Origin of the sequence: Bradyrhizobium cenepequi, assembly GCF_020329485.1 — a bacterium.
Taxonomy (GTDB): domain Bacteria; phylum Pseudomonadota; class Alphaproteobacteria; order Rhizobiales; family Xanthobacteraceae; genus Bradyrhizobium; species Bradyrhizobium cenepequi.
This window is the reverse complement of sequence record NZ_JAGKJI010000014.1, coordinates 113,204-127,146: the sequence shown is the minus strand read 5'-3', so window position 1 is coordinate 127,146 and position 13,943 is coordinate 113,204. Positions and strand designations below refer to the sequence as shown.

The window sequence follows — 13,943 nt, the reverse complement described above, 5'->3', positions numbered from 1 at the left end:
GGATATTCTCAACGATGGAGAGTGTCATGAGCAGCAACGCAGCACACAATCTCGATGCGTCAAAATCGCGCAGCGCGGTCCAGCTCGCAGAGGAGCTTGGCCCGATCTTCGCGCGCCGCGCCGAGCAGGAGACGAACGAGGACAGGTTCGTCGCCGAGAATTTCGCGGACCTGAAGACCGCAGGCCTGGTTGAAGCCGGCGTGCCGGCCGAGCTTGGCGGCGGCGGCGCCGATGTCGACGAACTCGCCGAGATGCTGCGCACGCTTGCCCATTATTGCGGCTCGACCGCGCTCGCCTTCTCCATGCACACCCACCAGGTCGCAATTCCCGCCTGGCGCTGGAAGGTGCAGAAGGCGACCCCCGTGGAGCCGCTGCTCCGGCGTATCGCGAGTGAGCGCATCATCCTGCTCTCGAGCGGTGGCTCGGACTGGATCGGCGGCTCCGGCCGCGCCGAGAAGGTCGAGGGCGGCTATCGCATCACCGCGCGAAAAGTGTTCTCGTCGAGCTCGCCCGCCGGCGACCTGATGATGACGAGCGCGGTGTTGGAGAGCGAAGGCGAGCCGGCAACGGTGCTGCACTTCGGCGTGCCCGTGAACTCGCCGAACGTGAAGGTGCTCGACAATTGGCGGGCGCTCGGCATGCGCGGCACCGGGTCCAACGATGTCATGATCGACGGCCATGTCGTGCCGGAGGCGGCGGTTGCCGCGAGGCGCAAAGCCGGCGAATGGCATCCGCTGTTCCAGATCATCGCGACCACCGCGTTCCCGCTGATCTACTCGGTCTATCTCGGCGTTGCCGAGAGCGCCCGCGACATCGCGATCGCGACCGCGAAGCGCAAGACGCCGGACCAGCATGCGATCCAGCTTGCCGGCCGCATGGACACCGAGCTGGCGGCGGCGCGGCTCGCGCGGGAATGGATGCTGGCTGCTGTCAGGCTCAGCGCGCCGTCGGCCGCCACCGTCAACCAGGTGATGATGGGCCGCCAGCTCGTCGCACGGCATGCGATCGCTGCGGTCGAATGTGCGATGGAGCTTGCCGGCGGCGCCGGCTTCTATCGTGCAACGGGGCTGGAGCGGCGCTTCCGCGACATCCAGGCGGCGCGTTACCATCCGCTGCAGTCGGGCCCGCAGGCGCAATATGCGGGATCGATGGCGCTCGGCCTGCCGGTCGACCGGGTGTATTGAGCACGCCATTGACCAAGGCAACTCGCGGTCGCGCCGCGTTCGTTGTCGTGAGCGAAGCGATCCATTTGGCTGCAGCGGGCTTCGAATGGATCGCAGCCTCGCTCGCCGAGCACATGATGACGACGGCCTATGGCGGCGCGACGTTTTCATTTTGGTTGTCAAAGAGCCGAGGGGATGTGCAGCGGCGTTCTCGCGGCGGGAAACGCCCGAGGCTTGCGGCCGTTTCACCCTCTTGAGGAACGAAGAGGGCGCAGGGAATGCTGGGTGCCGGTCGCACCCGTGGGCCCCGTGCAACAAAAAGCACGGGGGTAGGACCACAGGTACAGCCGGAGCATTCCAGCATTCCCTGCGCGATGGTTTTACAGCTTACTTCGTGCTCTCCCCGGTGACCGGGCTTTCTTGCCACCGTCACTTCGTTAGAAGCTTAGCGCCAGCGTCGGGGCGCCAGGACCACACGACTTCGCCGTCCGCCAGCGAGAGCATTCGTCTCGTGCTCCGCTTGCGTCCACCGCATCCCACCGCAACGTTCGTGACGATCGCGATCCGCCCCTCGCTCGGGTGAGACGCGCGGAGTCATAATGCTGATTTGCCCGACGACGGAAGCGGAATATTTTTTGCGCGAGGGCTGGACAGACTTTTTGCTGATTTGCCCGTCGGGCAGTCGCACTCGTTGTCGTCTCCGCGAAGCGGGGACCCATAACCACAGGAGCTTGTTGTGGCGCGCGAGCAACCGGTTGGGGCGCGGCACACCACAAACGCTATGGTTATGAGTCCCGCGTCCCGGTTACGGCCAAGGGAACGACGCGGAGGGCGGCCGCCATTTCCAGGTCATTGCGAGCGAAGGTGGGAGCAATCCATGGGGTCGTATCTGGCGATATAGATTGCCTTGTCGCTGTCGCTCCTTGCCGGGACATGGTGCCGGTCTTCATCCTCATCGCGTTCAGCAACACCGCGGCGACGATCATCACCAGGATTCCGCCAAGGCTGAGCGCAATCTGCATCGCAAACCCATCCGAGATGTCGAGCAGCGCCACGTGGCTGGCGAGCGCCAGCAGGACGCCGAGGCAATAGATTGGAAGCGAGTTCTCGCCACAGCGTATGGCGCCGCGCATCACCGGCGTCATCAGCCCTCGCCAATGGTGAGGCACAAACCATGCAATCAGGGTCGCAAGAGCAAGAAAATGCAGCAGTCGCAATGGACTGAGATTCGACTTGTCCATCGGAAAAAGCAGATTGGTCAGAGCCTGCGGGACCAGCAGTTCCAGCGGCTTGATGCTCGAGATCAATGCGATGATCAGGCTGAAAACCAGATAGAGAACGGCCAGAACCAGCGCCGTGCGCGAAGTCACGTACGGCCGGAATCTCTTTCCCTCGATAACCCACCAGGCGCCAGACACCAGCAGAAGCTGCCAGGCAAGTGGATTGAAGAACCAGACGTTGTTCGGCCAGGTGGGCACGGTCCAGCCGAAGACGTGCACCAGTCCATAAAGCAGCAACGAGGCGCCAAGCGTCGCGTTCGGAGCTCGCAACAACAGCCACAGAAGCGGCGCAAACAAGGCATGATAAATCACGAAAACCGGCAAGATGTCGGTGTTGACCGGACGGTATTGCAGGATCGCAGCGTGCGCGAGCGTCGCGTCCGGATGGTCCAGCAGAATGCGCGTATTGGTCTCGTCGGCAAGATGGTCATGGCCTGCGAGGTAGACCATGATGGCGCAAGCCAGCGTGAGCAGCAAGGATGCGGCATATATCTCCCATGCTCGCCGCAGCGAACGGCGGAGCACGCCGCTCCAGCCCTCGCGCTGACGTGCCCTGCCGTAGGCCAGCGCGCAGGTCACGCCGGAGATGAACATGAATACTTCCGCGGCATCGCTGAAGCCGTAGTGCTGCAGCGTCAGCCAACTTCCGATGTTGTTGGGGACGTGGTCCAGAAAGATGCACCAGAGCGCGAGGCCGCGGCAGGCATCGATCCGCTGGTCGCGGCCAAACCCCTCGAGCTCCGCCGGCGACTCTCCAACCAATCGCTTCGTGATGTGAGTTCGATCATGCATCTGGTTATCCTGTCCAACGTGCGGGCGCGCTCTCGGTCGGACGCAGGTCCGCCCGGGATGCGCCGGAGCGTGCGGGTGCCGAGCGGCTATCGGACCGAACCGATGCGGTTACGAGACCCGGCTATCGGACAGTTGGGCTTCTTTCGTCGCGGGGCCGTCGCCTCCAACGCTATCCTGATCGCCAGGGCGGGCGGGATCGCCGGCATCCCAATTCGCTTGCCGGATTTCGTCACTCGCACGTGGGATCAGAAGCTGTTGTCGCATTTCGGCGAGGCGGGCGCGGCAATATTCGCGGTAAAGCAGGTCTAATATATTGGACATGATCGAATCCTCGCTTGATCATCACCGCCGACGTCCCCCACATTTCGCCCACGGCCGAAAATGACCTGTGCCGGGGGAAGTTGGTTTCCGACGAGATCTGATTACGATTTCGCGCCGAAGGACGAAGCGATATCGCTGTCAGAGGACATCCAAGTGCTGCAGATCAATCTGCACCGCGGATCGTTGAGTTCGATCAATCGCGAACAATGTAGTAAAGCTGTACTTGCGATTGCAGGGCTTATTCCTGAAATGGACGGGTGCCAGCAACGAGAAATAGAGTTCTCACGACTATCTCCCCTTAAAGGAGATTTTGACGTTACGACTTTCAAAATAACTATAGGCTTGATTTTCTGGCCGCCAAGTGAGGCAATTCACATCAACATCGATCAGGGGTGATTGAGACTAGCAGGTGGACGCTGTCGCTTCTTGGACTTCCGCGCACCGCATAACGGAAGGTTGGTGCGCGAATAGCAAACTATAATGCCAGCAGTCGTTTGTTGGAGCACTTTGTCCGAATATTTTAGCAACGCTGGGAGCGCACTCATGTCGACCGGCGCAACCGATTTCCTATCGTATCGATTTTCGACGCGCGAGCTCCCTGAACGGATGCGCATCCCGCTATGGCGCGAGAACTTTGGGCGAGCCATCGTCCACGCCGATATAGAGCCTTCATCAGACGTTCCGTTTCGGGCCGAAGCTGCACTACACGCGCTTCAGGGGTTGCGCACAATCGCATTGAAGGGCTCGGCCATGCGCTTCAAGCGCTCGCAAGCGAACATTGTCGATGGTGATGACTCGATCGGCCTCATCGTCAGCTTTCCCGGCAGGAGTCAGCTATCGCAGCGTGGCCAGGAGATGGAGCTCCGAGGCGGCAACGCAATCGCGATTCTGCATTCGGAACCCGTCATCGTCACCTATCTGGGAGGATTGCTATTTGGTCTGTCCGTGCCGCGCGACGCGCTCACGTCGCGCGTTGCTCATATCGACGACCTAACCATGCGGCCGATTTCCCATCGGGCCGAAGCGCTCCGACTTCTCATGACTTATGTGAAGGTGGCATTGAAGGATGGCGTTCTGGCTGCCCCTAAGCTGCGTGATGCGGTCGTTAGTCACATCCACGATCTCGCGGCGCTCGCAATCAGCGGGCACGCTCCGCTGGGGGAGAGCAACGCGAGCGCGGTTGTGGCTGCGCGCCACAGCGCCGCTTTCGAGCATATCGCGGCGCACTTTCAGGATCCGGAGCTCACCCTGGAAGTCGTCGCCGATCACCAGGGCATCTCTCCTCGTTATCTGCAGCGCCTGATGGCGTCATCCGGAACGTCGTTCACGGGGTGCGTGAATGAGTTGCGGCTACAAAAGGCGTTCATGCTCCTGATCGACCCCCACTACAGCGGACGCCGAATTTCCGATATCGCGCTGGAAGTCGGCTTTTCGGATATCTCGCATTTCAACCGATTATTCCGCGCTCGCTTCGGCGATTCGCCACGCCACGTGCGCGGGGCCGGGAAGGGGTGATGGTGTGCGACACCGCCACGAGCCGAGTGTGGATGGTGGGCACGCTTTACGCTTTGCCCACCCTACGCGCCTCGCGATGGCGCTACGCTTCGGCCGCTTGCTCCGTTCGCCTCTCCCCTTGTGGCAGAGGCCGTATCGCATGCAGCGAAGCGGAATGCGATGCGGGTGAGGGGTTGCGGTCTATCGAGGGACTATGACTCGCGGAGGCATACCCCTCACCCGGATTTCCCGCTGACGCGCGAAATCCGGCCTCTCCCACAAGGGGAGAGGCGGGAGATCGTGGCGCTGCCGTCGCGCAACACATGCGCTTTACGCCGCTTCCGTCGGGGCCTGCTCCGTCGGCGCTTCCGGCATCGGGAATGTCCTGTACTGCTTCGGCAGGTTGATCGGCCGATAGTCCTTCACCGCGTCCATGCGCTTCACGACGGATTCGTGGATCACGGCATCTTCGGGAATGAGCCGCGGCTCGGCGTTCGGGATGTAGAAGCCGAAATGCGATTTGCGCTCCGGCCATTCCTTGTAGATGTCCTTCTTCGGCAGATATTCCATGAGACGCCAGCCCCAGGTCATCGGGTCATGCAGCTCGGCCGCGACATCGGGCTTCACGTAGGTGAACGGGCTGCCCTTGCGCTGTACGCCCCAGGCGAGCTGCTTCACCATCTGTATGTTCACGGTGAGCCCGAACTTGCAGGCCTCGTCCATCATCCATAGCAGCGGATATTTCGACAGCGCGCTTTGCACTTCCGGATAGCCGCCGCCGATGTCGCCATGCGCGCCGGCGAACCACACCTGCAAGATGTCCTGCGGCTCGGCCTTCTCCTCGGCGATGAAGCGGTTGCTCATGAAGAACTGCGGCTCGTCATACTTCTTCAGGCGGAACATGCAGCGCCGCTCGTCGATCGAGATCGCCTGGCGGAAGATCCTGATGCTCGGATTGTGGATCGTGAAGGCGAGCTCTTCCAGGCTCGGCCAATAGAGCCGGTCGGGCCTCGGCACGAAGACGCTCGCGACCGTGTCCCAGACGCCGACGAAGCGGATGGTCGGCCAGCGCACCGAGAGGATGCGTGCGAATTGCGCCGCGTTGTCGTAGCGGTTCTTCGGCATCGGACCGAACTCGTCGCTCGCTTGTGCCGCCGCCTGCAGGCTGGCGCCGTCGCGCTCCTTGCCGTCATCGGAGAACTGCTTGTAGGAGGTGAGCCCGCTGCCGGCAAGGTTAACCTGCTCCGGCGAGATCAGCCCGACCTTGTGGATCAACCCGGCCAGCACGCGCACCGTATAGGCGCCGCGGGAGAAGCCGAACAAATAGATCGCATCGCCATCCTGGTAATGATGGACCAGGAATTCATAGGCCGCGAGCACGTTGTCATCGAGCCCATAGCCGGTGGTGAGCCCGAGGATCGCACTGAAATCCTGTTTCAGCTTCCGCCACGGATCCGGCCGCGCCAGCGTGCCGACGCCCGGATCGTAATAGACGAACTGCCGCGGAGACGTCTTCTCCGTCTTGCGCAGGCAGCGATAGAGCTTCAGGACGTTGGAAATATTCTCGTTGATCTCGTTCCCCGTCCCATCGCAGCAAATCACGATGTTTCGCATGGCGACCCCTCCCTGCTACCTCAGCGAGTATAGCGCAGATTCGGGAAGTTTGGATGATGCCTCGCGGGACACAGTGTCTACTTCAACCGGCCTGAACTATTTCTCCCAGAGAGTCTGTAACTCATCGTTTCCCTTCATCCGCACTACTCGCTTTACGAAGCTCTTGACGTCAGGAACTGAGTAATCAACCGCAAGCTCGACGACGCGCTCTCCGCGCGGACGTCTTCTTTCTTTCCACATTGCGTAAGGATAGTCCGGAATCCGACTAAACGTGGTTTTCCCCCTTGGGTGTGGAAATGGCTTTGTGCAACCGCTGTTTATTGGGCAGAACCAGATCTTCTCCTTGTAAGTGCCGATCAGAGGGGCAGCATCTAGTTGGAGAACGTCGTGCTCCTCATTTCGATAGTTACCCGCGTTCAATAGTCGCAATAACCGCGACCGTGTCAGCCAGAAGAAAACCTTGCTGTTAAGCAAACGGTACCAATCCTGGGGCTGGAGTCCATCCTGCAGGCAGCGCACGAGACCCTTACCATCCATTGGAAACTGGTCGCGAACTATTGCGCGCCCGATCCCTTCCTTTTGAAGGGCAACGCTGTTCGACCGCCTTTCCGCCTCAATAACATCTCGGGCTTCACCAGAGATTTCATATTGGTCAAGCAGCGCCGTCGTACTGAGAAGACCATACTTCTCGATCGAGAGCCAACTTCCGCGCTCGGCCATATGGTAAAGGGTAGGGCAATCGTCAATGAGCTCTTCTAGCTCCGCGTCAGTCATCAGTGCCGCCTATCAAGAATAACTACTTCGGGGTCTAAGGGTACGGAATCAGCAAATTAGATCCGATCCTCGAGAACGCCAATCGACCTCAGTCGCTACCACGCGGTATACTGATATTGGCGGAGCAAATCAGTGCGAAGTGGGGCAGAACGTCGTTGGCGGGCAACGGTCTCACAAGACGTCAGCGCCGTCTATCTGTCCTGCGTAGCTTAGCTATTTCCAGCAGGAGCGAGACAACAATCCCCGCATCCTGATGCGTTCCGTTCCATATGGCCATCGCGCTACTCGCGATTTGTCTACGGTCGTCTTCGTCCTGATCTCCCTCTCTGCGCGCGTCGATTTCGACTCCAAGGGTAATGCAAATTTGCAAGACATTGGAGCTAAGCGTTTTGAAGTCTCCCCTGATGATGCGGCTAACCTGGCTTTGGTGAACGCCTGTATTTCGCGCCAGATCAGTGGTAGTCCAGCTTCGCTGGTTAATTCGCTGGCGCAGGGAAGCCAAAAGAGCGCGTCTTTCTTCGCTTGTAAGCTTCATGCAAATCTGCATAATCTGAAAAACGGAGATTTGCAAATTCTGGCTCATCGTCCCGGTGGTCTGAATGGCAATGACCGTCTATATAAAGGTCGGCGAGAATGGTTTGGGGACAAAGGCGCATGGTGGCAGTCAAGGTCGGCAAGGGTCCGACGATCATGCTGCGGAGCGGAGCATGGTTTGACTTCTGCGCGCCCGAAGATAGTCAATTCACAATAGAAGACATCGCACACGGGCTTGCGAACATTTGTCGATATTCAGGTCAATGTGCCGACTTTTATTCGGTCGCCGAGCACAGCATACTTGTGAGCGAAATCGCTGTAGGCTTTGAACTTGAGGCTCTGCTTCACGACGCGGCTGAAGCCTTCCTCGGAGACATAACGCGCCCCTTGAAGCAAATGCTCCCAGAGTACAAGAGAATAGAGGCGGACGTGGAGCGAGCCATCCTGAAACGTTTTGGAGTGATCGGATCAGTTCCACCAGAGGTGAAGCAAGCTGATCTCCGTGTTCTCGCTGCAGAACAGCGACAAATAATGCCTGAAGGGACTGATGGCTGGGTCCGCGGTCAGAAGGTGGAGCCCGCTCCAATTGTGGTGCGGTACCTCCCTCCAAAAGAAGCCAAGAGGATATTCCTGCAGCGCTTTAGTGCGCTGCATCTAAGTTACCTAAAGCGCAAGTCCCTGCAAAATTGAATGCGTTCCGGCCAGTGAACAACGGTGACAACGAGGGTGTAGTCGTAGATCCTCGCTCGTCCAAAGCATAGCCGTAGTAACTCCCACATGCGGAAGCTGCTTCAAGATAACACTCGCTGGATATTGTGGTTATGTCTCTTAGGAAGGACCGCTCGCTAGACGAGCTTGCTAATATTGGTAACGTAGCGCAGTTCGTGAGCTTCGGCCCGGCGGGCTGTCGCGCCGAACAACAATTTAGCCGCATCGCTGGCTTTGAGCCAAACCACCGATTTCCAACTAACTATGAGGCCATAGCGGCGCTACTGGCCGCTAGCCCCGACGGCACCATTAACCTCCGGAGCTTCACGCCTGAGAGCCCACGCAGCCGCGATTTTCACTATGGAATCGCCAATGTTGATGAGGCGCATTCGATTGCCGAACGGCTATCAGCTGACGGGCTCTTTGTGATTGCCAACGAGACCGTCGACGTGGCCGATGGCGGTGTGTCAGGCGTCATTCAGGGGGGAGTCATTGAGTTCGCGCCCGATGATACGCCGCGCTGTGTTGAAAAAGGAGGAGCAGCCTCCTTGCCAATTGATTGGGGGCTGTCGATTCTGCGCCGGGTGTACCGGTTTCAACCCGACCTTGTGGATGCCGGAACAGGACGCCTAGAGTTCAGCGTGCACCCGAAGCCTCGAGGTTGGAAGAAGACTCACACGCTGATGTGGGAGTACGAGGCTTCAGACAGCGCGCCCGCGCTCTCAAACCTGGTATGGCCTAACCATTTCAGTCGTCACGTTGGCGACAAGGTTTTTGGGTTGCTTGTTGCGGATGTGATGGGCATGCCGGTTCCAAGCACTACAGTATTTGCGCGTCGCGTTGCACCGTTTTCGTTTGGTCAGGCGACCGGATCGTTTGAGGTCTGGACCCGCACCTGCCCCGTCGAACAAGAGCCCGGACGATTTACCACAGCAAAGGGCTGGATTGATCCGTTCAAGCTGTTCTCGACGGAAGATCCCGACGGCCATGCAATCGCTTCTGTTCTTTCGCAATCAGCAATCAGAGCTCGCTTTTCTGGAGCTGTCATAACAAGCCGCGAGGGCAAATTCGTCATAGAGGGAGCGCGTGGCGAGGGTGATCGTTTGATGCTTGGTCAGCGCCCTCCAGAACAACTGCCGCCAGAGATTGTAGCTGACGTTGAGCTGACCTATTCCGAAATTGTCGCAAAAATTGGTGCAGTCCGGTTCGAATGGGTGCACGATGGTCAACGAGTTTGGATAGTGCAACTCCACAAGGGGGGGACAAGCAGCGACGCCGCTATGCTCGTCCCAGGCGAAGCAAGCGAGTGGGCCGTCTTTAAAGCCTCTCGTGGATTGGACGAGCTACGCAGGTTTCTGGCCGATCTTCCCGACAATGTTGGCGTTCGCATCGAAGGCGAAATCGGGCTGACGAGCCATTTTGCCGACCTCTTACGAAAGACGAGGCGTCCGGCGCGCATATCGAGGCTCAACTTGGAGCACGCGTGATTGCTGCGTCAAGAACGCCGTTGGCGACAGTCCTTCATCGCCATGTCCTTCGGTCAATTACGCCAAACCTATGGAACCGTGTCGAGATCAGGGATACAGGCGCATTTGCAACATGCTCGACCTCGGCAATGAATCTCCTGGTTTCATCAGATAACTGTTCAAATCGTTGCGCGTTTTGGTTCTCCGCCGTGATGTAGTCAGCAAATGTAAGGGCGATGTCAGTCGCGCCGTTCAGCACGGCAGATCGTCGGAACTGTTCCCAGTCAAATTCCGCCATTCGCCGCTTTGTGCCCGAGATTGTCCCAACTTCAGTCTTTTCAATTTGGTGTAGCGGCAATCCCGATCGTTCAGCAACAATCCTGGCCTCAATTGGAAGCTGCATCGGGCCCGATGTGCCGCCCACCCTGATCGGATAGGTTCGTGTGACCATGATTACGCGTCGAACGCGATTCGGAGCGATACCCGCATCAGCTAAGCACCCGGAAGCCGTTGTCTCCCTTGAGGTGACAAACGGATAATGACCGTGATGCAGACTAAGGCTGGTGCCTTGAGTTCCTTCCAGCATAACACGCAGTCCGGAAGCGTAGGCGTTCTCTAACTCGTGCGCTACTGGCCTTACGAATGCCTTAAGGTCTGGATGATCACTAGCGAGCCTTACGCCGTCACCGAACGGTGGTTTGCAGCCGCGCCCAATGATTTTTCGCGCAGTCGCTGCTCCAACACCTTGCTTTGTGGAAGCAATTCCATCCAATAGCTGAGCTTCCACATCGCGGTCGGATTGTTCGATGATCATTGCACGCTCATCAATGACCAATCGGTCCTTCGTAAGCCCGCACTGAGCGATTTCCTTTAGGATTTGCTCGGGCCAAATTGTTGCGCCGGCGCCGATTAAGATCTTCGCTGTGAGGTTTGATCGCGTACCAGAGGGAAGTTGCACATATTTCTGTTCGGGGTAGGCAACCATGTGTCCTGCATTCGGACCGCCTACCCTCACCAAGACGTCATAGTCGTGCGCAAGATACGCGCAGATATTTCCCTTCCCCTCGCTACCATATTGTCCGCCCACGAGAACATCGACCAACCGTTCGGGCGCTAACGGGAACAGCCCGAGACCTGCAGTCGCTCGCGTCACGAGAGAAGCGGCGTCACATTGGACGTTCGCCACGACTCGATCTGCGATGCGGTCGAGGTGCCAAACTCCGCTTTCGGTGGAGTCTGCACGAACGTCCTCATATTGCAGATCGAGGTCAGATGCCGACCGCCGTCGCTCGTAACGTTCCTTTGCTATTGCGAACGGCACCGAGACGTGGATGTGGACGAACTTCTCACCGAACGCTTCACGCAAGTGGTGGACTTGACGCTCTGTGCGGACGGCATCGATCAATAGAATGTCGTGGGTGTCTTGGTGTTGCTCGATGTATCGCCGACTGCCATCTCTGATCCATGCTCCGTCTGTTAGCGCGTCGAGACGCTTGCCGGCTTCGATCAATTCGTTTCGATCGTTCGGAGTTCCTGCGTCCACTAGGAGCTGCCGAGTCGATACAGGGTATGTTTCGAAGCGTTTTTGAATCTCGCCTGCTAACACTGACTTCCCCGAGGCAATGGGGCCTGAAATCGCAATCAGATACTTCACTATGCCTCCCACTAAGAATTATTTTCGCCGAACGATTGGGTAGTTTGATACCACCGGTAGTTGCAGGACAAATTTATCCCGCGTGTTCGGCCTCTGCGCAAGCTTCCAGTGTCCTGCCTAGACGAAAGTCAAACAAAAACGGCCGGGTCTTTCGACCCGGCCGCTCAAACTCTCAAACCGTTACTCCGATACAGCGAGCCTCAGCTCGCCTTCTTCTCCGCAGCCACCACCCGCTTCTTCACGATCTGCCGCTTCAGGTCCAGCGCGCGGGGCGAGAGGTGTGCGGCGTTGGCCTTCAGCAGGAATGCATCCAGGCCGCCGTTGTGGTCGACGCTCTTGATTGCGTTCGAGGAGACGCGCAGGCGGATGTTGCGGCCGAGCGCTTCCGACTGGAAGGTGATGTTGCAGAGGTTCGGCAGGAAACGCCGCTTGGTCTTGATATTGGAGTGGCTGACCTTGTGGCCCACCTGCGGGCCCTTGGCCGTCAGTTCACAGCGCCGGGACATTGTTCAAATCCTCTTCCATCCCCGCTTAACCAACAGCGCGCGCCGCGCGCGGCGGGGGTCCAATCTCACGTCCATTTTTCAGGAACCGCGGACGTATAGGGGGTGAGGCGCGAAGCGTCAAGGTTTTATCGGGTTTGAGAGCCTCATTCGGGGGCTCTGAAACTCCCAATTTGATGCGCTTTCCTGGCGCTGGCGGTAAAACCCTACGGAGCCCAAAACCTGCACGTTCACAAGGCCGTCCAGCGGTTTAACGCACCATATAAAGGGCGTATTCAGGCCCGTATGGTGGTTCCGTATTCGCCCGCGTTGCCCGCCGGTCATTTTGTCCTAAATGATATCTGGCGGCGACGACAGGACCGTTAAGTTTGTGAGCATTTTCAGCAGTTTTCTGCCCTCGATGAGGGAATCCTGGCTGTTGTGCGCCGGCGCGCTGTTGCTGCTGCGGCCGGAGGGCGCGCTCGCGCAGGGCCGGCTGGAGGCGCAGTACGAGGCCTCGCTGGCCGGTATCGCCGTCGGCAAGGGCAGCTGGACGATCGAGATCGGCGAGGACACCTTTTCCGCGATAGCGCAGGGCGGCACCGCCGGGCTGGTGAAGGCATTTGCCGGCGCAAATGGGGTCGGCGGGTCCCAGGGGCGCGTGGTCAATGGCGCGCTGGTGGCAGCAGGCTATACCGTCAACTACACCAGCTACAAGAAATCCGAGACCATTCGGATGGCGCTCGGCGGCGGCAACATCACGCAAACCGTGATCGAGCCAGCGCCGCCGGTCGATCCGAACCGCATCCCGGTCACCGAGGCGCACAAGAAGAACGTGTTCGATCCGATGACCGGCTCGCTGTTGCGGGTTCCAGGCACGGGTGAATTGATGAGCCCGGATAGCTGCCGCACCAGTGCCGGCATTTTCGACGGCCGGCTGCGCTACGATCTGAAGCTCGATTTCAAGCGCGTGGAGATGGTCAAGGCGGAGAAGGGCTATCAGGGCCCGGCCTTGGTCTGCGCGATCTATTTCACGCCGGTCGCGGGCTATATCCCGGATCGGCCCGTCATCAAGTATCTGGCGGAAGCGCGCAACATGGAGATCGCCTTCGTGCCGATCGCGGGCACGCGCATCCTCATTCCCTTCCGCGTCAAGATCCCGACGCCGTTCGGGGTCGCCATGCTCGAGGCAACCTCGTTCGTAACGTCGGCCATGCCGCCGCGGGTGGCGAAGACGCAGTGAGGCGGGGCACTGTCATTCCGGGGCGATGCGAAGCATCGAGCCCGGAATCCATGTCTCCTCCGGCGCATGCGGCCCGATGGATTCTCTGATGTGCAAGAGCACATCATAGCTCGTCCTGCGGACGCTCCGGAATGACGAAGAGGGTGCGAATCCTGTTGACTCTTTGCTGCTTCTGATTCGACTCCGCACCCTCAGAGATTTTAAGGAATTGGCCCGCGCCGTGACCATCCTCAAACCCGATGTGGTGCTGGAACCGAAATGTCGACGCGAGATGTTGCGGTGAACGGAGGAGAACACAGGTGGAGTCAGCGATTCGGCCGCGATTCGTTCTAGACTCGTTCCGAAGCTTAAGCTGTGACATCCCTCGTGTAGCAATGTGAGACAATTTTCCTAGCCGCGTTCTCTGTTATCTCCAAGA

Annotated in this window: 13 protein-coding genes; 7 read left to right on the top strand and 6 right to left on the bottom strand. The window is 58.9% G+C overall.

Annotated features, from left to right (window positions below; all coding sequences use genetic code 11):
- The first annotated feature begins 26 nt into the window (after positions 1–26).
- On the top strand, positions 27–1,184 hold the full coding sequence (locus J6497_RS17415) for an acyl-CoA dehydrogenase family protein (RefSeq protein ID WP_225705498.1): 1,158 nt from the start codon (positions 27–29) through the stop codon (positions 1,182–1,184).
- A 764-nt stretch (positions 1,185–1,948) separates the two neighbouring features.
- On the opposite strand, the gene J6497_RS17410 is transcribed toward J6497_RS17415, so the two are convergent.
- Positions 1,949–3,235 carry an OpgC domain-containing protein gene (locus tag J6497_RS17410; RefSeq protein ID WP_225705497.1) on the bottom strand — a complete coding sequence of 429 codons (1,287 nt, stop codon included), beginning with the start codon at positions 3,233–3,235 and terminating at the stop codon, positions 1,949–1,951.
- Between J6497_RS17410 and J6497_RS17405 the strand changes: the two genes are divergently transcribed.
- The 3 genes from J6497_RS17405 to J6497_RS17395 all read left to right on the top strand — a co-directional run bounded on the left by J6497_RS17405 (position 3,230) and on the right by J6497_RS17395 (position 5,071).
- Positions 3,230–3,544 carry a hypothetical protein gene (locus J6497_RS17405; RefSeq protein ID WP_225705496.1) on the top strand — a complete coding sequence of 105 codons (315 nt, stop codon included), beginning with the start codon at positions 3,230–3,232 and terminating at the stop codon, positions 3,542–3,544. The two genes, J6497_RS17410 and J6497_RS17405, sit on opposite strands and share 6 nt — an antisense overlap.
- 165 nt (positions 3,545–3,709) lie before the next feature.
- A complete protein-coding gene (locus J6497_RS17400) occupies positions 3,710–3,952 on the top strand; it encodes a hypothetical protein (RefSeq protein WP_225705495.1) in 243 nt (80 codons plus the stop codon).
- A 147-nt stretch (positions 3,953–4,099) separates the two neighbouring features.
- Positions 4,100–5,071 carry a helix-turn-helix transcriptional regulator gene (locus J6497_RS17395; RefSeq protein WP_225705494.1) on the top strand — a complete coding sequence of 324 codons (972 nt, stop codon included), beginning with the start codon at positions 4,100–4,102 and terminating at the stop codon, positions 5,069–5,071.
- Positions 5,072–5,380: 309 nt separating this feature from the next.
- On the opposite strand, the gene J6497_RS17390 is transcribed toward J6497_RS17395, so the two are convergent.
- From J6497_RS17390 to J6497_RS17380, 3 genes are all read right to left on the bottom strand, one after another.
- Positions 5,381–6,664: a T6SS phospholipase effector Tle1-like catalytic domain-containing protein gene (locus J6497_RS17390; RefSeq protein WP_225705493.1), complete on the bottom strand. Its 1,284-nt coding sequence runs from the start codon at positions 6,662–6,664 to the stop codon at positions 5,381–5,383.
- A gap of 96 nt (positions 6,665–6,760) precedes the next feature.
- Positions 6,761–7,438, bottom strand: coding sequence for a DUF7002 family protein (locus tag J6497_RS17385; RefSeq protein WP_225705492.1), 678 nt, complete (start codon positions 7,436–7,438; stop codon positions 6,761–6,763).
- A 181-nt stretch (positions 7,439–7,619) separates the two neighbouring features.
- The gene (locus J6497_RS17380; protein ID WP_225705491.1) at positions 7,620–7,973 is read right to left on the bottom strand and encodes a helix-turn-helix domain-containing protein; all 354 of its coding nucleotides are present in this window, start codon (positions 7,971–7,973) and stop codon (positions 7,620–7,622) included.
- A 119-nt stretch (positions 7,974–8,092) separates the two neighbouring features.
- Between J6497_RS17380 and J6497_RS17375 the strand changes: the two genes are divergently transcribed.
- Positions 8,093–8,662, top strand: coding sequence for a hypothetical protein (locus J6497_RS17375; RefSeq protein WP_225705490.1), 570 nt, complete (start codon positions 8,093–8,095; stop codon positions 8,660–8,662).
- A gap of 131 nt (positions 8,663–8,793) precedes the next feature.
- Positions 8,794–10,167 (top strand): hypothetical protein, encoded by a 1,374-nt coding sequence (locus tag J6497_RS17370; RefSeq protein ID WP_225705489.1) that lies wholly within the window; start codon positions 8,794–8,796, stop codon positions 10,165–10,167.
- Positions 10,168–10,201: 34 nt separating this feature from the next.
- On the opposite strand, the gene J6497_RS17365 is transcribed toward J6497_RS17370, so the two are convergent.
- Both J6497_RS17365 and rpmB read right to left on the bottom strand, forming a co-directional pair.
- Positions 10,202–11,800: an adenylosuccinate synthetase gene (locus J6497_RS17365; RefSeq protein WP_225705488.1), complete on the bottom strand. Its 1,599-nt coding sequence runs from the start codon at positions 11,798–11,800 to the stop codon at positions 10,202–10,204.
- Positions 11,801–12,000: 200 nt separating this feature from the next.
- Complete coding sequence (rpmB, locus tag J6497_RS17360) at positions 12,001–12,306, bottom strand: 50S ribosomal protein L28 (protein ID WP_225705487.1); 306 nt, start codon at positions 12,304–12,306, stop codon at positions 12,001–12,003.
- Positions 12,307–12,703: 397 nt separating this feature from the next.
- On the opposite strand from rpmB, the gene J6497_RS17355 reads away from it, so the two are divergent.
- Positions 12,704–13,525: a DUF3108 domain-containing protein gene (locus J6497_RS17355; protein ID WP_225705530.1), complete on the top strand. Its 822-nt coding sequence runs from the start codon at positions 12,704–12,706 to the stop codon at positions 13,523–13,525.
- Positions 13,526–13,943: the final 418 nt, after the last annotated feature.